Origin of the sequence: Sedimentibacter hydroxybenzoicus DSM 7310 (assembly GCF_013403245.1) — a bacterium.
GTDB lineage: Bacteria > Bacillota > Clostridia > Tissierellales > Sedimentibacteraceae > Sedimentibacter > Sedimentibacter hydroxybenzoicus.
This window is the reverse complement of record NZ_JACBNQ010000002.1, coordinates 107,346-126,765: the sequence shown is the minus strand read 5'-3', so window position 1 is coordinate 126,765 and position 19,420 is coordinate 107,346. Positions and strand designations below refer to the sequence as shown.

24 protein-coding genes are annotated in these 19,420 nt (G+C 49.1%); 8 read left to right on the top strand and 16 right to left on the bottom strand.

All coding sequences use genetic code 11. The features are described 5' to 3' along the window. Positions 1-211: 211 nt before the first annotated feature. Genes HZF24_RS03195 through HZF24_RS18895 form a run of 12 tightly spaced genes read right to left on the bottom strand, consistent with a single transcriptional unit; the run spans position 212 to position 10,617 of the window. On the bottom strand, positions 212-481 hold the full coding sequence (locus tag HZF24_RS03195) for a DUF6103 family protein (RefSeq protein ID WP_179236834.1): 270 nt from the start codon (positions 479-481) through the stop codon (positions 212-214). A gap of 13 nt (positions 482-494) precedes the next feature. Next, positions 495-869, bottom strand: a complete 375-nt coding sequence (locus HZF24_RS03190) for a DUF3846 domain-containing protein (protein WP_179236833.1) — start codon at positions 867-869, stop codon at positions 495-497. Between the two features lie 19 nt (positions 870-888). Then, positions 889-1,977: a M23 family metallopeptidase gene (locus tag HZF24_RS03185; protein ID WP_179236832.1), complete on the bottom strand. Its 1,089-nt coding sequence runs from the start codon at positions 1,975-1,977 to the stop codon at positions 889-891. A gap of 4 nt (positions 1,978-1,981) precedes the next feature. After that, the gene (locus HZF24_RS03180) at positions 1,982-2,485 is read right to left on the bottom strand and encodes a gamma-glutamylcyclotransferase family protein (protein ID WP_179237136.1); all 504 of its coding nucleotides are present in this window, start codon (positions 2,483-2,485) and stop codon (positions 1,982-1,984) included. Between the two features lie 10 nt (positions 2,486-2,495). Further along, the gene (locus HZF24_RS03175; protein WP_179236831.1) at positions 2,496-3,533 is read right to left on the bottom strand and encodes an amidoligase family protein; all 1,038 of its coding nucleotides are present in this window, start codon (positions 3,531-3,533) and stop codon (positions 2,496-2,498) included. Between the two features lie 13 nt (positions 3,534-3,546). Then, positions 3,547-4,047: a hypothetical protein gene (locus HZF24_RS03170; RefSeq protein WP_179236830.1), complete on the bottom strand. Its 501-nt coding sequence runs from the start codon at positions 4,045-4,047 to the stop codon at positions 3,547-3,549. After that, positions 4,047-5,876: a VirB4 family type IV secretion system protein gene (locus HZF24_RS03165; RefSeq protein ID WP_179237134.1), complete on the bottom strand. Its 1,830-nt coding sequence runs from the start codon at positions 5,874-5,876 to the stop codon at positions 4,047-4,049. The genes HZF24_RS03170 and HZF24_RS03165 overlap by 1 nt, the downstream gene beginning before the upstream one ends. Continuing rightward, positions 5,869-6,456 carry a hypothetical protein gene (locus HZF24_RS03160; RefSeq protein WP_179236829.1) on the bottom strand — a complete coding sequence of 196 codons (588 nt, stop codon included), beginning with the start codon at positions 6,454-6,456 and terminating at the stop codon, positions 5,869-5,871. Before HZF24_RS03160 ends, HZF24_RS03165 begins: the two co-directional genes overlap by 8 nt. Before the next feature lies 1 nt (position 6,457). Then, positions 6,458-6,715, bottom strand: a complete 258-nt coding sequence (locus HZF24_RS03155; RefSeq protein ID WP_179236828.1) for a hypothetical protein — start codon at positions 6,713-6,715, stop codon at positions 6,458-6,460. Next, positions 6,691-9,312, bottom strand: a complete 2,622-nt coding sequence (locus HZF24_RS03150; protein ID WP_407695743.1) for a DNA cytosine methyltransferase — start codon at positions 9,310-9,312, stop codon at positions 6,691-6,693. The genes HZF24_RS03155 and HZF24_RS03150 overlap by 25 nt, the downstream gene beginning before the upstream one ends. Next, complete coding sequence (locus HZF24_RS03145) at positions 9,312-9,695, bottom strand: DUF7768 domain-containing protein (protein WP_179236827.1); 384 nt, start codon at positions 9,693-9,695, stop codon at positions 9,312-9,314. Before HZF24_RS03145 ends, HZF24_RS03150 begins: the two co-directional genes overlap by 1 nt. A gap of 19 nt (positions 9,696-9,714) precedes the next feature. Next, positions 9,715-10,617 carry a conjugal transfer protein TrbL family protein gene (locus tag HZF24_RS18895; RefSeq protein WP_322790711.1) on the bottom strand — a complete coding sequence of 301 codons (903 nt, stop codon included), beginning with the start codon at positions 10,615-10,617 and terminating at the stop codon, positions 9,715-9,717. Between the two features lie 160 nt (positions 10,618-10,777). Between HZF24_RS18895 and HZF24_RS03135 the strand changes: the two genes are divergently transcribed. From HZF24_RS03135 to HZF24_RS03100, 8 genes are all read left to right on the top strand, one after another. Beyond that, the gene (locus HZF24_RS03135; protein WP_179236826.1) at positions 10,778-10,945 is read left to right on the top strand and encodes a hypothetical protein; all 168 of its coding nucleotides are present in this window, start codon (positions 10,778-10,780) and stop codon (positions 10,943-10,945) included. A 303-nt stretch (positions 10,946-11,248) separates the two neighbouring features. Next, positions 11,249-11,596, top strand: a complete 348-nt coding sequence (locus HZF24_RS03130; protein ID WP_018213991.1) for a hypothetical protein — start codon at positions 11,249-11,251, stop codon at positions 11,594-11,596. 261 nt (positions 11,597-11,857) lie between these two features. Next, the gene (locus HZF24_RS03125) at positions 11,858-12,172 is read left to right on the top strand and encodes an ArsR/SmtB family transcription factor (protein WP_179236825.1); all 315 of its coding nucleotides are present in this window, start codon (positions 11,858-11,860) and stop codon (positions 12,170-12,172) included. A gap of 93 nt (positions 12,173-12,265) precedes the next feature. Further along, positions 12,266-13,279 carry a permease gene (locus tag HZF24_RS03120; protein WP_179236824.1) on the top strand — a complete coding sequence of 338 codons (1,014 nt, stop codon included), beginning with the start codon at positions 12,266-12,268 and terminating at the stop codon, positions 13,277-13,279. A 15-nt stretch (positions 13,280-13,294) separates the two neighbouring features. Further along, positions 13,295-14,068, top strand: coding sequence for a DUF2703 domain-containing protein (locus tag HZF24_RS03115; RefSeq protein ID WP_179236823.1), 774 nt, complete (start codon positions 13,295-13,297; stop codon positions 14,066-14,068). 256 nt (positions 14,069-14,324) lie between these two features. Further along, on the top strand, positions 14,325-14,762 hold the full coding sequence (locus HZF24_RS03110; protein WP_179236822.1) for a thioredoxin family protein: 438 nt from the start codon (positions 14,325-14,327) through the stop codon (positions 14,760-14,762). Between the two features lie 4 nt (positions 14,763-14,766). Then, positions 14,767-15,813, top strand: coding sequence for an ACR3 family arsenite efflux transporter (gene arsB, locus HZF24_RS03105; protein ID WP_179236821.1), 1,047 nt, complete (start codon positions 14,767-14,769; stop codon positions 15,811-15,813). Next, positions 15,810-16,217, top strand: a complete 408-nt coding sequence (locus tag HZF24_RS03100) for an arsenate reductase ArsC (protein WP_179236820.1) — start codon at positions 15,810-15,812, stop codon at positions 16,215-16,217. Before arsB ends, HZF24_RS03100 begins: the two co-directional genes overlap by 4 nt. A gap of 395 nt (positions 16,218-16,612) precedes the next feature. Here HZF24_RS03100 and HZF24_RS03095 read toward each other — a convergent pair whose 3' ends face one another. From HZF24_RS03095 to HZF24_RS03080, 4 genes are read right to left on the bottom strand one after another with little or no spacing between them, the layout of a single operon-like run. Further along, positions 16,613-17,470, bottom strand: coding sequence for an AraC family transcriptional regulator (locus HZF24_RS03095; RefSeq protein WP_179236819.1), 858 nt, complete (start codon positions 17,468-17,470; stop codon positions 16,613-16,615). Positions 17,471-17,523: 53 nt separating this feature from the next. Beyond that, positions 17,524-17,970 (bottom strand): hypothetical protein, encoded by a 447-nt coding sequence (locus HZF24_RS03090; RefSeq protein WP_179236818.1) that lies wholly within the window; start codon positions 17,968-17,970, stop codon positions 17,524-17,526. 3 nt (positions 17,971-17,973) lie between these two features. Beyond that, entirely contained in the window at positions 17,974-18,777 is an 804-nt protein-coding gene (locus HZF24_RS03085; RefSeq protein WP_179236817.1) for a class I SAM-dependent methyltransferase, read from the bottom strand. 57 nt (positions 18,778-18,834) lie between these two features. After that, entirely contained in the window at positions 18,835-19,299 is a 465-nt protein-coding gene (locus tag HZF24_RS03080) for a hypothetical protein (RefSeq protein WP_179236816.1), read from the bottom strand. Positions 19,300-19,420 lie beyond the last annotated feature (121 nt).

Here is a 19,420-nt window from a genome sequence, read left to right as displayed (position 1 = left end):
CCGCCTTTATCCTGCTCTCTTTTCGACCATGGAGAAGGCAGGGTCTTTCTGCATCCTTTCGCTGGATGGTGGTTTTTTGTTGCTCCCCACAAAGTCCTCACAATCGGTTTTAGTAGGTGCTGTGGGTAAACCTGCCACCTCCCCCTACAAAAGTCCACACAGGGGCGGACAGGGGGCAACGGGTTGTCAACGGGGGTGGGAGCCAAGCGCCTTACCGCTCCGCAGGGGTTTGAGCACCATTTGAGGATGGGGCTGCTCCCATTTTTTCTTTCTGTTTTTTGAGTGAAGGAGATGCTGGGGATTTTTCATTTGCGCTTTCATCAATATATTCCCGGACGGTAGCAGGCACATATTTCTCATAGAGCTTTTGCAAAGAGTCGCCAAGCTCCTTTTCTAAATTTGCATCCTTTTTCTCCATATAGCGTTTGACCGCACGGAGCTTTTCCGCTTCCATTTGTATGGTGACGGTTTCTTTTTTCATTGTGATTGCCCTCCTAATAATTAAATCCGATAAAGGTGATGCCGGGTTCAAGCTCCGGCTCCTGTCCGGTGAACTCAGGAATTTCAGAAAAGAGCTGGCTGTATTCGGCAATTTTACTTTTGCTGAGAGAGGTGAAATTCCCATCACAGGTGGTGTCGCAGACAAAAAAAGGGCCGCAGATAATATCCGCGCCCAGCCGTCTGTTGGGTTGCATTCCTCTTAATTTACCTTCTTCATTGCAGACTACAACACAGCCGTTGGGAAAGCTGATGCATTCAATCAGGCCGCCCACCTCCGCCTGCAGGCTTGCAAGGTCATTTTGAATTTCCTTTATTGCGGGTACCTGCTCTGGCTCAATTTTCAATACTCTGATCATGTTTTCTTTCATAAGACCTTCCTTTCTTTTATCATGGCAGATAGCTTCTTGGATTCTGTTTTTCTCCGCCAATCCTGACTTCAAAGTGCAAGTGATTTCCCGTGGAACGGCCGGTGGAGCCCACCTCGGCAATCATCGTTCCCGCCTCCACCTGTTGTCCTTCGGTGGCAAGGATTTTGGAGCAGTGGGCGTATAAGGTTACGAAGCCACCGCCGTGATCGATCATCACATGATAGCCGTAACCGCTGTTTGCATAGCGGACGACATAAACTGTGCCGGGCAGTGCGGCACGGATCGAAGTGCCTTTTGGTGCGCCGAGATCTATGCCGCCATGACCTTTGGTCTGCCCTGTGAATGGGTCTTTGCGGTAACCGAACTCGGAGGTGACCATGCTCCGCCAGTCCTCACCCAGAGGAGAACAGAAACCGTCCGCCCCGATAAACGGTGCGGACGAAAGGGGCAGACCGTCCGACCATTGGTCGAACGCATCGCCATAGGTGGGCGCCGGTCTGCCGTAAAGTACACGGTAGTATATCTCCGTAGCATTGACCTGGCTTTCATGGGTGGCAGATACGCCTATGGCGGAAGTGATATTTGCGTATACCACAGCCAGCTCCCGAATGGGAACGGCCACAGTATAGGTTTCTTCCGAGGTCGTGCCATCCTCATTTTCCACAGTGCGAGTGCGTTCCTCGTAGGTGACAAAGCAGTCCACATATCTTCGGTGTTCCAACCGGGAGGGAGATTCTGCACCGAAGAACAGAGAATAAAAAATCGCCTTGACTCGCACGGAATCAAGGCCGTTGCTGTCCTCCATATCTGCGTTGACGGTGGCTATGGCTCCGTCTATGAGGGTGAAGCTCTGCCGCATATCTCCGATGTATTCCCTGTAATCCGCGGGCATACTTCCCGGAATCACACCGCCATGAAAGCACAGATCCACTGCCGTGTTGTTGTGGTCTGCGGTGCCGGAGAGCAGGGCGCAGACCAGTACGATGATTAAGATGAGCGGGGACAGAATGGCGGCGATGATCCATCCGATGGTTTTTCGGGTGTGTTCATCCGAGAGTACGGCAGCGGCTGCTTTTGCAACAGCCGTAATGGTTGCGGGATCTGCCATGCCGTCACCACCATTTGAGGCCGTCAAAGCCGAACAGATTTTGTTGTTCCGGCTCCGGCTCGCTTCCCATGAGCTGCTCGGTATAATCGATTGCCTGCTCTAAAACAGAGGGGTCAAATCCTGCACTTTTATAACCTTCAAGTATGGTGTTGTAATAAAAATCTGACGGATAGCCCAGCCTGTGTCCCGGAGTCATGATATAGACCATAGCAGAAACAAGCTTGTCATCCAGCGAAAGCTCTACGGTTTCCTTGTCGTAAAACCGGGGGAACCCTTCATAAATATCAAGGGCAGCCTCATCTTCCGGGGTGATTTTCCAGAGCAAAACAGGAACAGAAGAACCCTCGCAAGGCTCAATAGTCGCCACTGCGCCATTCCTGCCTCCCCGAAACACAAGGGCATAATGCTTAATTGCAGAAGCCCCAACCACCTTGGCGGTGGGACATCTCCCAGCCATCTGCGGCAAATTGAGATTACTGCCGTAGGCAATATACAGTTTGTTTTTCATATGAATTCCCTCACATTGACATAGTAAAAGCGGGGGATTCTTCATCCTCCGCTTCCAAAACAATTTCTTCAGTTGGTTGCTGTTCTGCTTCTGCGGCTTGTATTCGCTCCGCTTCACGCTTTTCCCGCAGCCGTTCTTTTTGTCTTTCTGCTTGTGCCGGGTCTTTCCATGCGATGCATCCCTCTAAGTGATCCAGCAAATGCTTCCGGGCTGTTTTAAACTCATCCCCAATCAAGCCAAGCCGCAAAAGCCACACACGAAAGGTATATTTTTCGTTGGTGGATTGGGTTTTAACTGGACTTGCCGACCGCTGGTTAAGAGCCTGTGCGGTGATGGCAAGACAGAACTGGACATAGGCTTTAATCTTTCCTGCATGCAAGTCTCCATTAAAAGCACGGAATTCTACAGTGCCTTTTTGAAACACGCTGTGCAGATTGAGACAGCGATAGCGGCTGGAATGATAATGCTCCCGGCTGCCATCATCGCCATTGTACCAGATACGTTTAAGTTGTTCTAAGGTGGAAGGCTTTTTTCGATTCATCTGCTCCAAAAAGACGGGATCAATTTTCTGGCAGTAGCTGCTTTCCCTGCCTCGTGAAACCTTCAGTGCCTTATAAATCATATCCTCCTTGGCCGCCATGATGTTGACCAGATTACGCAGCTTTGGTGCTTCAAAGGGAGCGGCGTTGATGTGGATGTGAATGCCGCAGGAGGAGTTTACAAAAGCACCTGCTTCTCTCAGGTTTCGGATCATCTCTTGCACAGCTTCAATATCTTTGTACTGACAGATGGGACTGACCAGTTCCACGCTGTAGCTTCTATCAGCACTTACTTTCCGCCGGTCTTCTTTTCTTTGGCAGTCAATACTGGCATCGCTCATGACTATCCATTTGCGCCCCTCGCTGTCACGGGCATAGTAAACATCGTAATAGGTGCCTTCATATTCCTTGGCTGTGCCAAAATATTCGGCAATCACCTCTGCGGCACGGCTCCTTGTAATGCCGGTCATTTCAATTTCAATTCCGAAATCCTGACCCTGTATCTCCATTTAACCACCGCCTTTACCACATCCTGTGCTGCAGGGTGTGGTCTTTTTCATGTAGGAGTCCTGCCATTTCAGCGGCGGAGTTGATAAAACTACAAAGCCTTTCCCTTCGCCAAGTATCAATCAAAGACCGGTCACATTCCTCATTGAGGGCATTGATTTTTAAGACCGTATCCCGAACACATTCAGAAATTGCGGCGGGATCATCCTCAGCTAATATGAGATCGTCGATATATTCGTCTAAAATCTTTCCCATCAGGGACACATCCTCCGGTGTATAATGATAGCCACCTGCGTAGGGATTGGGGTATTCCTTTCCGTCCATGCAGCATCGCAGGCTGTCTAAGATTTCGGACCGTTCTTCATTTTCGGCTTTCTGGTATTTCTCCATAAAAGCCAAGATATCCGCTTCCCGATTCGGAGTGTAGCGGATAAAAGATAGCATATCATCCAGGAGTCCTGCTTTCGTTTCCTTATGATTTTGTAGTCTGTCCATGTTTTTTTCTCCCTTCTTCATTATCTGCCACCTGCTTTTCCGAAGAGTTTTTCCTTATAGACAGGGGCGTGGACTGCAAGGTTATACCGCTCTATGCCGCACTTGTAGAGGCAGACACCACGCTGGGGAAAACGGATGAGGTTGTATTCGCTTTCTTCAAGCTGGAGGGAATCGATATAAAACTGTTTGTCGATGTTGCCTGCATTGAAGAGAAAGGCGTGGGTCGGGATAGAAAACAGCGGCTTGGTCAGCTCCCGGATACCCTCAATGTTGAAGTCCTCCAGATTCTGAGAAGCTAAAATTACTGCCGAATCCTTCTTTCTCACACGCTTCATAAAGTTGCGAATATACTCAATGGCAGTCAGATTGGTCAGGAACAGGTACAGTTCATCAATACCGGCAACGGTATTGCCTTCGGTCAGCAGCTTATCGCTCATGAAGGAAAGCACATTAAATAGCAGGGCGTTCTTGACATTCTTACTGGCCTGCAGCAGTCCCTTAACCCCGAACACAATGAAGCGGTCAGAGGTTACATTGGTGTGGCCGTTGAAGAATTTACTCTCAGCACCCATACACATGGAGTGTAGCCCCAGCAGGATTTCCTGCAGAAGTTCTGCGGTATAAAGCTGATGCTTGGTTTTATCATAGCTTTTGTACTCATTCTCAATGAAACCGTAGAGGTCGGACAAGATGGGATAATCCGCAGCCGTCATCCTCCTGAAATCGGTTCTGTCGCTGATGCCGTGTTTTTCGTACAGCTTGCCCAGCATGATTTCAATGGCGTCAATATGACGGTCAGAAAAGTCTTTATAGCATCGGAAGAAATCCTTGAGAAAGCTGATGTGCTGACTGAGCTTGGTGGATTCATGGAATGCCTGAGGTGCATCGGTATCCTCCGGGCTGCCGCCTTCATCCCAGGTTTTTGGTTCCAGTGGGTTGATCATATACCGGCCGGACATGAGGTCGATAAAGCAGCCGCCAAGATTTTCAACCAGCTCCACATATTCGTGCTCGGGATCAAGGCAAAGCATAGCCTTGCCCGATTCGAGGATATTGCAGAGAATGAGCTTAAGAAGGTAGCTCTTGCCCTGACCAGAGTTTCCGAGGATCAACACATTGGCATTCGTCTTGTCATCATCACGCTTATCGAAATCCGCAATGATATTGGAGCCGAATTTGTCTCTGCCAAGGTAGAATCCATGAGGGTCGGTCTTGCCGGAGTAATTGAAGGGATAGAGGTTTGCCACAGAGCTTGCCGGAAGCACACGCTCAAACTGGCTGCCGAACACATTCCGTCCTGCCGGACCGACCGAGAGAAACCCCTCCCGCTGGCGGAGCATGAGACGATCCACATTGAGTTTTGAGCGAACCAGCTCGGTCAGCACATCGGTTTGGAGCAGTTTTAGAGCGTCGATATCGTGAGCTGTCAGCTCGATGAAAACAGCACAGTGCAGGAGCGGCTCACGGTTTCGGTGCATGGAGGAAATCAATGTGACCACATCCTGCAAGTTGCTTTCAGCGGTGACCGTCTGCTGAAGGTCATTGGTGTTGCTCTTATCCATACGGTTTTTATTGGCGGCATTGTGGATGATTTTCTTTTCCTCGGCTGCCGTTACCTGTCTGGTGTAGATGCGCAGGGTTACGCCGTCCTTTTCTCCGAGATGGCGCAGGATGGCCTGCTCGTCGGTGGCAGTCGGATATTCACGGAGCGCCCAGACACACCGATAGGTGTTGCCGCACACAAAATGGTCCGTATTAAACTTAATGATACCCGGCGCAACCATGTCGAGGAAGTCCTTGATTTTCGTTCGCTCAGCCTCCGGTATTTCTTTTTTTCTGATTTTACTCACCAAATATCACCCACCTTTCTCCGTCATAATCCTCATATTTTTCTGTTGTTACGTTCTGCTCGTAGTAGACACCCAGTAAGCGTTTTAAGTCTGATTCATCCGCCTTGTGTGCTGTGAAGCCTTGATCCTTGAGGCTCTTTTCAATGCGGGAAAGATAGGGATGCACATCCTTTTCTTTTTCGCCCCGCAGACGGATGATGATTAAAAATTCCCGCGCTGTTGCCATCTGCACCTGCATACGGTCAAGGGCTGTCATATCCTGCATAAGCAGCTTGCGGATGACAGGGTTCTGCTCGGCCTCCATTCTGGCTTTGAGATAGCTCTTGTTGCCCTCGAAGTTTTCACGGCTGTTCAGACACAGTATTTCAATATCCGAGATCCCCTTCAGCACATTCATAAGGGCATAAATCCTTGCACCAATGCTGGAATCGGACAGTACGCTGATGTTAGTAGGTTTTATCATAAAAAATACCAGCTCGCCGTGAGGAGTTACAAGGCTGTGGCCTGTGATGTCCTCAATGCCCATGAGCTGGCGGGTGGAGGCTTTTTCCCTGGCCTCCTGTTTCTTTTTTCTGTTCATATCACGCCCTCCATTCATAGGTCTGCTGCTTCCCGAAAAGGAAAGTGGCGGCATAACGGATAAAATCGAGGATGCTCACATCCTCAAAGCGTATGGATAAAAAAGCATAAAGTGCCGTCAGGACGATGGGCGGCAGCCAGCCAAGCTGGGAAAGAGCGAATACAGAAATCAGGCATCCGACACCAATGATGCCGATATCCCGCAGTTCCCACAGCCACAGGGTAGCCTTTGATTTTAAGTTGTCGGGGTAGATGTACATGGGGGTGTTTCCTCCTGTTCCTCATGAATTTTTCGCAAAAAATATGCGATACCGCGGAGGACAAAATCCACGCATGGTATCGCTACACTGTTACCAAGTGCCTTGTAGCGGGCAGAGTCGGATGCTCCCGGTATCAGCGTCCAGCCATCGGGAAAGCCTTGAAGCCGTTCACACTCCAGAGGGGTGAGCCTGCGAATGAGGTTGCGATTTTCCACGATGCACTTGTCCTGGCTGACATACTGGCTGCCGATGCCTTTCTCATCACCGCGGCAAAGGGCCCCGACGACCTCTTGATATGGTTCGCACACCGCATGGCGGTCGCTGGTGGTAATGGTGTAACTGACATCCGTTTGACAGCCCAATCCGTTGCCGCCGTTTTCCGGTTGCCGGTCAATGGTGTTGCCTGCGATGCAGATACTTTCCTGCAATATAGCGATGCCCCCCTGATTCTTACTGGGATCCGGATTGGTGGTGTCGATGGTTCTGGCAACTTCCGTTTCCCGGCATCCCGAATGGGGATTGGCTGATTTCATGCTGTTGGATTCCTTGGAGTCAAGGGAAAAGGCAACAGGGCTTCCCACAAGCGGGACATTATTCCCACCTGTACCGTAGGTTGATGTTACAGTAGGCGCTACCTCCAAGGGCCCGGTATATCTGCAATCCTTGGCATGGTTATCAAACAGCACAGGTTGGTTGTTGCCGGAGGTTCCTGCGGCCGATGTAATGGTTGGGCAGATGCCCTCGCCAATTTCCGCGCCGCCCTGCTGGGTTGCCATGACCAGCGGCTGATGTCCATGCTCCTGGGCACGAAGGGTTCCTGTTATATCCTCCGTGCAGTGCATCTGGCTGCCGCCCTGATCGTTGAGGCAGAGCACCGATGGAGCAGTGCCGGTTTTAATGGTAGGTGAACACTCGTCCTGGTAGCCGATTCCTCTGGCCTCGGCACTGGCGCTGCCGCAGAATCCCGCAGTCAGCACGCAGGGATAGCCCTGTCCGGCCTGCCCGCCGCCGTTGGTGAGCGAAGTGTGGGTTTCGGGTGTTAAAAAGCAATCGCCATCGCCCTTGCTGACCACTCCTGCCGCAAACAGAAGCCCCGCCGGGTTTCTGCCCCCGCCGCCTCGTCGTTGCAAACTTCGCTCAGTTTCTTCGGGCGCTTCGCACCCGAAATCCACACGCTCCGTTGCACCTCCTCTCCCCAACGAATCTGACGATTCGCCGGGGTCCCCTTTGGCGGCAAGAGTCGGCGCCACACCCTCCGGAGTGAACACACGGCTTTGCTGTGTATCCCATCCATTCAGACAGTTGGGCTGTGCCACCAACGGGGGATGCCTGCCCATGCCTGCACGGAGTGTGGGCGTCACTTCCTCGGTGATGTCCATCCGTTCCCCGCCGTGGTCGTTTAAGCAGACCAGCGGTTGCTGAGTGACAAAGGTCTGCATCTGCATATTGCGGGTTGCCAGCAGTGCGCCGGATACGCCATCAAGGTCGATGACCTCATCTCTCTGGTTCACATGAAAGGCGTTGATTTTTTCCGTATCCGCTACAAAAGTCTGCTGTTTCATGCCCGGCTGGGCCTGTATTGCTCCGGCGACATCGTGCAGATCCCGCACCTCGTCACGTTGGTTAGCGGCAAAGGTGGTTGATGTGATTACACCGTTTCTTCCGGTAGACATTCCGCAGTTAACACCAAGAGTAGAAGCCAGCTCCCCGGTTAAATCACCGTTATAACCGTCAAATCCCGACACCTTTTTTTCTTCTGTCCTGATGTATCCATGACCGCCGCCTTCGCCGCCATAAAGAGAGGGCCATGTTCCGGTTTCCTCAAAGATGCGGCGGCTCTGCACATCCCATGGGGTCAGGCAATTCCGGCCTGTATCATCAGGGCCTCCTTGAGCTGAGGCGGCAGCTCCTTCCCTCTGGCTTCGGCTCTCCGCAGTATCCCCAAACAGGCTGTCTTGCTTAAATAGTATTTGGGGTGCGGTTGTGCCTCCAAAATCTGCGACAAGGAAGATGCGGCGGCGACGCTGGGCGACTCCCCAGTATTGTGCGTCCATGACACGCCAAGCCAGGCTGAATTCATCTCCCAAAATGGCAGCCCCAGCAGATTCCCAGCGCCCGGACTCAGGTCGAGGCACATCACAGGTACTGTCTTTGATGCGGACGATCTCCTCGATGACCGCCCGGAAGTCCTCCCCCTCTGCGGAGCTGAAGGCTCCGGGGACATTCTCCCAAACGAGGTATCGAGGTCGAACAAGGTGAGCTGGTATGTTTCGCTGTTCATCGGCTTTTCTCATCTCCTTCGTGATCCGTGTCTGCTCCATAAACAATCCGGAGCGCTCTCCCGCCAAGCCAGCACGCTGACCTGCAACCGATAAATCCTGACAGGGCGAGCCGCCCGTAATAACATCCACAGGCGGCAGAGTTGCTCCGTCCAGCTTTGTAATATCCCCGACATGGAGCATTTCGGGAAATCGTATTTTCGTCACATCGATGGGGAAGGCTTCGATTTCACTTGCCCATAAGGGAGCGATACCGTTGCGGACAGCGGCAAGGGGGAAGCCTCCGATCCCATCAAAGAGACTCCCCATCGTCATCATCAGACCATACCCATTGCCAACAAGGGAGCCTCGGCCGGTACATTGTCTTTTACTCTGTCTATGACAAAGCCGTTTTCCTGTTCCATTACCCGGCACACCGGGATTCCGAGTCTGCCCGCTTCCTCGATTTCAAGGCGCATCCCCGGTGAGACCCGGTCACCATAGCACCACAACTCATCGCAACGGAATAGCATGGCAATGCCCATGTCGAGTCCGGTCTGCCGCTCATGGGGATTGGCGTCGTTGAGGAGCTGCGGATACATCAAATGGGGCGCAAAAAAAGCATGCCCCTCATTCATCACATGGCGGCACGCTCTCTTGGCAAACTCGGTATTCTTTTGGATGTCCCCGGCATAGGGGGACGCCACATAGATTAATTTCATAGTCTATTTCCTTTCTCAGTTATTTTGCCACCGCCTGCACGATGGTGCGGGTGGTACTGACAGCCGCCTGTGCGGTATATACAGCACTCATCAGATTGGCTTTCGTGCTGGTGTCCAAGCCAAAGGCCCCGGCAATCCTTGGCACTTCTCCGGCTGACAGCATCAGCCCAAGACCCAGCAGGGCATGGGTTCGCAGTACCATAAGCCCCGCGGCAAGGATGGTGGCCTGCAAAAATGTGGTGAGGCACAGGCCGATGATCTGCTTACTCCATTGGATAAATCCATCCAGATACCCGCGAGGAACGGAGAACATATACAGGCTGCCCACGGCAATCTGTATCAGCAAAATACCTCCGCGCTTCAGGTTGGCAAAGAACACTTTAATGACCGCATAGCCCATCATGATTATTATAAAGAGCGTCAAGATGGGGCTTGTAATGACTGCCAGGCCTCCGAAGACGCCGGAGCCCATGGCACCGCCGACATCCGGCGAGCTGCCAAGCTCGGCAATGATATTTCCTGCAAGGTCACCAAAGCTGCTTCCATAGCCGGTGATCCCCGCCGTGATGCTGCTCTGGAGATTGACCGAGAGCTTGAACAGCTCCACCGGCAGGATTGTAAAAAGGGACACCGCCATAAAGCCTTTGAGGGCATTTAAGGCGGCATCCTTCACGCTGCCCCGGCCATGCTGGTACTCAATGCCGGTTTCAAATACCGAGACCACAAGTCCGGTTCCATACAGCGCCCAAGCCAGATAAGAAAAAAACAGGACGATGGACTGTACCCAATTCATTTCGAACAGCTCCATGCCCATGTTTCCCATCTGTGCAAAAAAGTCGGCAAGAAAGCCAACCACCTGTCCATAGAGCCATTCGATAATCTGATCCATCACGGTTCCAAGGACAAAATCCCATATAAACACTTGAGATTCACCTCCCTTAATATATAAAAATCTTGTTTGCCAGATTTCGAGCAGTGAGTAATACTTGAGAATAGTTCAAAAACAACTTGACAATCAGCTCCTTCAGAGTTTCAATACCACACAACGGTGGCCACCGAAATAATTTTAGGAGGTCAATTACGTGGCAGATTACAGAAAAATGTATGATTCGCTGTTCAACGATGTGACGGATGCCATTTCGTTGCTTCAGCGTGCGCAGCAAAAAACAGAGGAACTTTTTATCTCTGGTGACGACGGCGTTGTGCTTGAGCTTGGGAAAGAGCTGGGGTCGGAAAAGGAGAAAGAGTGAGTAGAAATCATTTTAGGAAAACAAGGGGAGCGACTCGTGCCGCTCCCCTTGTTTTCTGATGTAAATGCGACTATCCCTTACATTCCAAGTATCTGCCAGAGTATCCTTGCATAAGGGTGGTGAACGGACTTTTTTAATAGTATCTGTGTCCTTTCCATTGTTCATATTTGTTTGATTGAAAGTTCCGATTTACTATGGTAAACTCACTTTATATATCTACCGTGTAAAACTTTTGTGAAACGGTAGCATGGGAAATTAACGCTCGGTGAGCAAGTTTATATAATGTGCGAGGTGGTGCAATAAATGTTTAATGAAATTTGTATCTATGAGGCAAAGATTGAAAAGCAAGAGGAAATTGAGCAACTTATGAAAGAGGTTGCCGCCTTTTATATGGAGCAGGATGGTGTTATTGAAGTTAGATATATCAAACGCACCCACCGCCAAACAGATTTTAATGCCGTTAAAGAAGGGGCATTGCCTGTTCGCCTCACACGCAATGTAGGCAAAGTCACTTATGTTTTACATTGGACTGTTAGAGATGAAGAAACTCACGCAAGGGTGTCAAAGTTAGGGTTAGAGCATTTTTACAAGCGGTGGAACAGATGCTTAACCACTATGCCAAAAATTATTTTGGGTGAAAACATTGTGTAAAGGTATGAGCACACCCTCTGTTAGTGTTTAACTTCACCTACACAATAAAATCTGACTTATCACGAAATTGAGCCGTTGCATCTAACTTGACGCGACGGCTCTTGCTTTGTCTACATGCCAAGAATAGTCCAGAGTATCCTTGCATTAGGTCGGTGAACGGATTTTAATTTTCATAAACAGCGCTTCCTTTCATATTGACATTTTTTGATATGAAGCATATACTATATCATATCAAGATAATTTGATGTGAGGTGATAAACGTTGGAGCTTACTCCGGAGAAGAACGCTAATGTATTTAAGGCATTTTGCGATGAAAAGCGGCTTGCCATTTTGGAACTGCTGCGCAGCGGTGAAAAATGCGCCTGCATGCTCATTGATCAAATGGAAATCGGTCAGTCCTCCTTGTCCTATCACATGAAGATTTTATGTGAATCGGGTATTGTTGAAAGCAGACAGGAAGGCAAATGGACACATTATAAAATCAGTGAACAGGGCAGCCACAAGGCCATGCTCCTGTTAAAAGCAATTACCACCCCCAATGCAACCGCTGAAGATACTCGTTGTTGCAATCAATAACGGCCATCTGATGGAAGGTGGCTTTTATTCGGCACAACATATCAATATTTTTTGATATGACTATTGAATTTTAGAAAGAGAGGCGCTTACCCTATGGAGATCCTTCAAAATATGTGGCTGTTCTTTCAAGACCAAGTGCTTGGAATGAAATGGCTCAACGCCCTAATCGGTAATCTGCTCTCGCTGTTCGGTCTTGATGTAACAGGACGAATTGGTGGAAGCGTTCAATTCTTTATCTATGATGTACTAAAAATCACCGTACTGCTCTGCGTGCTGATTTTCATCATCTCGTACATTCAAAGCTACTTCCCGCCGGAGCGAAGCAAGAAAATCATGAGCCGCTTTCACGGCGTGTGGGCAAATATCATGGCAGCACTACTTGGCACGGTAACGCCTTTTTGCTCTTGCTCCTCCATACCTCTGTTCATTGGATTTACCAGCGCTGGACTGCCCCTTGGTGTGACTTTTTCCTTTCTGATTTCCTCACCCATGGTAGACCTTGGGTCGCTCGTTCTGCTCATGAGCATCTTTGGCACAAAGGTCGCTATCGTCTATGTGCTTGTGGGCCTGGTTATTGCGGTCATTGGCGGTACGCTGATTGAAAAACTTCACATGGAAAACTATGTGGAGGAATTCATTCGCTCGGCAAGCGGCGTAGATATTGAATCGCCTGATTTAACCCGCAAAGAGCGTGTCCTTTATGCCAAGGATCAGGTGGTGTCAACCTTCAAAAAAGTCCTGCCGTACATTCTCGTTGGCGTGGGTATCGGAGCTATCATCCACAACTGGATTCCTGAAAGCTGGATTGAGACGGTGCTGGGCAGCCATAATCCTTTCGGCGTTGTGCTGGCAACTCTGCTTGGCGTTCCCATGTACGCTGACATTTTCGGCACGATTCCGGTGGCCGAAGCGCTGCTCTACAAAGGCGCGCAGCTTGGTACCGTTCTCTCCTTTATGATGGCCGTCACAACGCTTTCCCTGCCCTCCATCATCATGCTACGCAAGGCGGTAAAGCCGAAGCTGTTGGGCACATTTATTGCCATCTGCACCATCGGCATTATTATTGTTGGCTATCTGTTTAATATTTTCCAGTATCTACTGGTTTAATGGGAGGGAAAGAAAATGGCTAAAAACTGGTATCCAGTCATCGATTATCTTGCTTGCACCGAATGTGGAACCTGTGTGGATTTTTGCTCCCACGGTGTTTATAACAAGGCAAAAGCCCCATCCCCTGTGGTGATGAAACCCGGAAACTGCATTGACCGTTGCCACGGCTGCGGCAACAAGTGTCCGGCAGGCGCCATCTCCTATGTAGGCGATGATACTGGCTGGACACCACCAAACGGCGAATGCATTGCAGAAAAAAGCGTAGATTGCTGCCGCGGCGGGGCTTGTGAGGAGGATTCCTCCAAGGCTGTGCTTGTGGAATATCTCTATCTTGATCTCAATACCTGTGACCGCTGTATCGGCGCCGATGCGGTACTGGAAAAAGTTTTGGGCAGTATCGCGCCCGCTTTGGAGGCTGCCGGATATACCATGCGGCTTCAAAAGGTACAGATCGCCACAAAAGAACTGGCGGAGCACTACCGATTCCTTGCATCGCCCACCATTCGGGTAAATGGGCAGGATATCTGCGGACCTGTTGCGGAAAACATCTGCGGCTGCTGTGGTGAAATCAGCGGAACCGATGTGACCTGTCGTACCTTTGCATACAAAGGTCAAGCCTATGAAGTACCACCCAAAGCCATGCTGGCCGAAGGAATTCTAAGAACTGTGTTCGGCATAGTGCAGCCCGTTTGTGACTGCGGCGCGTATTCACTTCCGGAAAATCTCAAAAACTTCTTTGAGGGAAAAGCTGTGAAGACCGGTTGCTGCTCGGGAGGTACTTGCGGATGAGTAAACAAAGGATATTGAAAATCGTTGTGCCAGCCTTGCACGAGGCGCTTTTTTGCTCCTGCGCTATTTCATTGGGTGCGGAATTGTCGCCGTGATTGCGGGAACCTCTATCGGCTTTGTGCAAAAGCTTTCACGAAATGAGAAGTATGGCAAAGCAAGCACCATTTTGAAAATCGTCATGAACGCTGTGATTGCGCACATCGGTTTCTGCTTGTTTTTATAGGTTTCTAAGAATAAATTTTAGGAGGATTTTATTATGGCATTGTTTGGTTTTGGTAAAAAGAAAAATGCAGAGGAAGAACTGGTGCAGTGTGATTGCGGCGGAATGTGCAATCCCTTCGAAATTGCTGCAAAGAAAGCTGCCGAAGAAGCAAAAAGCTCCGGTTGCTGCTGTGGCGGTGACTGCAATACAGAAACGATTGCGGAAGCCGAAAAAGCAAAAGTCAGCGGTTCATCCGTCAAGGTGCTTGGCTCGGGCTGTGCAAAGTGCAATCAACTGGAAGCGGCTACCTTGGAAGCGCTCAAAGAGCTTGGCATGGATGCCACCATTGACCATGTGACGGACTTTACACAGATTGCTGCTTACGGCGTGATGACAACTCCTGCTTTGGTTGTGGACGGCAAGGTCGTTTCCTTTGGCAAGGTTTTGAAAAAGGACGAGGTCGTTAAAATTCTGCAAAAGGTACGAGGGTAAAGTTATGGCAAATGAAAAATCACAAAGCATTGGCTTCTTTCAAAAATACTTGACCGTGTGGGTCGCTCTTTGTATGGTGGCAGGCGTGTTGATTGGCAAATTTTCACCTGCCGTTCCTGCATTTTTAGGCCGTTTTGAGTATGCCAGAGTGTCCATTCCGGTCGCCATCCTCATTTGGGTGATGATTTATCCCATGATGATGAAGGTGAATTTTCAGAGTGTCAAAAATGTGGGTAAAAATCCAAAGGGGCTGTTTGTCACTTGGGCGACAAATTGGCTCATCAAGCCGTTCACCATGTACGGTATCGCCGCGCTATTTTTCTATGTGGTTTTTAAGGGCTTGATTGCCCCTGACCTCGCCAAGGAGTATCTGGCGGGTGCAGTACTCTTGGGTGCGGCACCCTGCACAGCGATGGTGTTCGTCTGGAGCACGCTCACCAAAGGAAACCCTGCCTACACCGTAGTACAGGTAGCAACCAACGATTTGATTATTCTGGTTGCCTTTGTGCCGATTGTGAAATTCCTACTGGGCGTTTCCAACGTGTCCGTGCCATGGGACACGCTGATTTTATCGGTCATTTTATTTGTAGTCATTCCGCTTGCGGGCGGTATTCTGACCCGTGTGCTGGTGACAAATCGTAAGGGCACAGAGTATTTTGAAAACACCTTTGTCCATAAATTTGATAATGCCACCAGCATTGGTCTGCTGCTCACTTTGGTATTGCTGTTTTCCTTCCAAGGTGATGTGATTTTGAATAATCCGCTTCACATTCTACTCATTGCTGTGCCGCTTGTTTTGCAAACTTTCCTTATTTTCTTCATCGCTTATTTTGCTTGCAAATGGCTGAAGCTGCCCCATGATATTGCCGCCCCTGCGGGGATGATTGGCGCGTCCAACTTCTTTGAACTGTCGGTCGCTGTGGCGATTGCATTGTTTGGTACTACTTCACCGGCGGCTCTTGCCACCGTAGTTGGCGTGCTGACCGAGGTGCCGGTGATGCTGTTGCTTGTAAAAATCGCCAACAAAACGAAAGGATGGTTTCCAGTATGAGCAAACCTAAAGTAGCATTTATCTGCGTACACAACTCCTGCCGCAGCCAAATTGCCGAAGCACTGGGCAAGCACCTTGCGTCTGATGTCTTTGAAAGCTATTCTGCCGGAACGGAAGTAAAGCCGCAAATCAATCAGGATGCTGTGCGGCTGATGAAGCAGATTTATGGCATCGACATGGAGCGAACTCAGCGCAGTAAGCTGCTGGAGGAGATTCCCCCAGTTGATATCGTGGTGACTATGGGCTGCAATGTGCAGTGTCCTTTTTTGCCCTGTATGCACAGGGAGGATTGGGGGTTAGATGACCCAACCGGCAAAAGCGATGTGGACTTTGAACGTACTATAAAAGCAATCCGCTCTAAAATTGAGAATTTGAGAGAGCGAATCGCTGACAACAAACTATAAAGAACGAGGCTGGCGTTTGTCAGCCTCGTTTTCCTATTCTCCGTTACATCCCCAGTATCGTCCAGAGCATTCTTGCAAAAGGATGGTGTAGAAAGTATATCTGTACATAGTGTCGTCAAACAGGAATTTGATTTTAACTTTTGGGGTACAAGGCGAACAAACACTTTAATAACAAAAGCCCGGAAAACCAAAGGGAACACGTTCATAGGGATATGATGTGAACCTACATGGCAAACCGGGTACGTAAAGCACAGCCGGACAGGAAATTTCCCGTCCGGCTGTGCTTTACTTAATATTTGTAGCATTTTTCAACTTTCTCGCGCCGTTTCCGCCTATCTCGCAGCCGTCCACTTTGGTACTCTTGGTGAGAGAGCCGTCGGCTTAGCGAACCTCGTTTATTTCTTTTCCACCGGTAGCCAAACCTCACACCGATAGTCCTCGGCCTGTTGATTTCCTTCGAAATATACTTCAATATCTGGTGCATCGGCATACTCATAGCCGGAAGTCGGAAGCCATTCCCTGACGATACGCTTTTGCAAGGCTTGGATAGCCGTTGGCATGGGACCGATGCAAGTAAAAATCGCCCATGTGCAAGCCGGAACATTATATTCATACAACCCTTCCGGTACAGCCATGTCGCTGGGGGCGGCAATGTAATAATCGAAATCCTTGCCTTTCATACTGCTGGTTACGCCCATGATTCCTTTAGGCTCTTGATTCACGAGTTCTAAAATCTGCGAAAATATGCCGCTCTGCACTGTTTTCTGCCAGAATACCGGAATCTGCGTGAAATTTTCTTCCACATTCAGAACATAATGCTCTTTAGCTCCCACGATTCTAAATTCGTCCTTCTTTTCAATACGATAATCCATTTCAACCTCTCCTTTTATAGTGATTTTGAAGCTGATGGGCAGGTAGGCTTTTAGAACCGCTCCGGATTTTCGTGCTTTTGAAGGCGCGATTCCATGTATGCTCTTAAAAGCGCGATTGAAAGCCGTAGGCGATTCATAGCCATATTTTAAGGCAACATCAATGATTCGCACACTGTCATCTTGCAAGTCAGCCGCCGCTCTTGTCATTTTCCGTCTGCGTATATATTCCCCGAGCGGCACCTCCGCCAGATAGGAAAACATACGCTGGAAGTGAAAGGGGGAGCAACAGGCAATCTGCGCCATTCGCGTTAGGTCAATCTCGTCTTCTATGTGATCTTCCAGATACGCGATTACTGCATTTAACCTGTTCAGCCATTCCATACCATCATCTCCTATCTCTATTTTAAAGAAAGTAATCCGCTTCGTCCTCTCTTTTACCAACAGGAATCAGAGAGATTATTTTTTATGCGTTCGATATTATCGACGGGGAGCCAGTCGTCCATGTTGCCGTAGCTGCTCCGATCAACTGCAAAAGGTGTGATTTCCTGCAAATTTTCCACCTCAATCAGCACAAGATAGCGTTTGCCGCCCCAGCGCTTAATCTGATTAGGGGTAAGACAAAGCATTGCCTGATAATCTGAAATTAGCTTTTGAGATTCTTCCTCAGTCAACTTTTCTGAGCTAAACACCTTTTTTACCGTGGCGCAGCATCGCACCAGCCCGTCGCCGCTGTTTTCAACAAACCATAAAACCTCGCCGGGATGAACCCGCCCGTGGGGCAGTTTTCTTCCGGCAGCTCCCCGGATAATCATGCTTTTCTGGCCACTTTTGAACTTGTCCAATTCCTTTTCTTTTGCATCAAGATATACAACATGATCCATTTGTCAAATCTCCCTTCCCATTTTTTCACTGACGAGTATGAAGGACAAAGGAAATCCCTTATTGTTATAAACATCTGACAGCCCGACATCATAGTCGTACTCGCTCAGCTTTTGTATGGACATTCCTGCGTGAATCACAGCATTGATAATGTCCGACAGCGTATGCGGAAAGTTCGTGAAGGTCTTGGAATGGTACTCCGGAGTAATGTAGCTCATGCCGTTATTTTCAACCCACGGCTCCTTCTTAAAGTAGGAGTAGACCGCACGATTCAAATGTTTCGGGTCGTATGCGCCCTCGCCAGGCGTGGGTAGCATATTCGTGAACGGATGGTAGTCGTTGATGAGCAATTTCCCTTGCGGGGATAGGCACTTGGAGACCTTAGAAAAAAGCAGCTCCAAGTCCTCAAACCATGTGATTGCGCCTACGGTAAAGAAGATGAAGTCAAATTTGCCATGATATTTTTCGTCAATATCCAGGAGATTGCAGGCTATAAATTCGCAATTTGCACGCCCGATTTTAGCCGCCATTTGTGTGGCCTGTTCGATGAAATTTTCGGCGATGTCAAAGCCGATGCCGTGTTTTGGGTTTAACTGCATAGCGGATAACAATTCTCTACCGTTGTTACAGCAAAACTGTGCAATCGTCTTGCCGTCAAGCCCAACTTCTTTTAGCTCAACAATCACATCTTGATTAAAAAACGGAAGTGTTTGGTTGATTAGCTTTTCCAGGTGATTCTCACCCCAGCCCGGTCTACTATTATCAAAGGCATCTTCCCAAGCTTGTTTGTTACTATTGATGTAGTCCATATTGTAACCCCACCCATTTATTGATTTGGTTTAGATTTTTCATTGCTTCATCCCATTTCATATTTTGCGCTTGTTCTGCCAGCGGCAAAATAGCCAAGAGAACGCAAACATTTGCAAGGCGACTTCCGGGTATCCGATGAGCGGGTTGAAGGAAAATCGAGTATACAGGAAGCCTTCAATCGACCCCGGACCAGTAATGACCGCACCGATACTGGTAAGCACAAACAGTAAAAAGAACAGCTTGAGCCAACCAAATCTGCGCCCGATAATGACCTCGCGGAACGGAAAAATTGCAAGTGCTAATAGTGCACCGCGCAATACTTGTGCAAGGGGCGCAAGCCCGACGTACAATGAATCGGAGGGCTTCATCACCAATTCAAATATTGGGTCGTTTTTGAAATATTCAAAATATCTGCTAACCAGCATAAAGAAAATTCCGAAGACCAGATAGGTCAGCGTGTGTATTGCAATAAACCGTAGAGTAAATGGGATGACGGGGCGTTGGTTTATTGTTTTTTTCATGATCAATCCTCCTCTGATCCGTCTTTTCATTTCATATTCATTATAAAAAATATATTGTCACAGGATAAGTGGCTGCAGAAATATATCAAGTAATAAAACGGAAGACACACCTCCGGCTCTA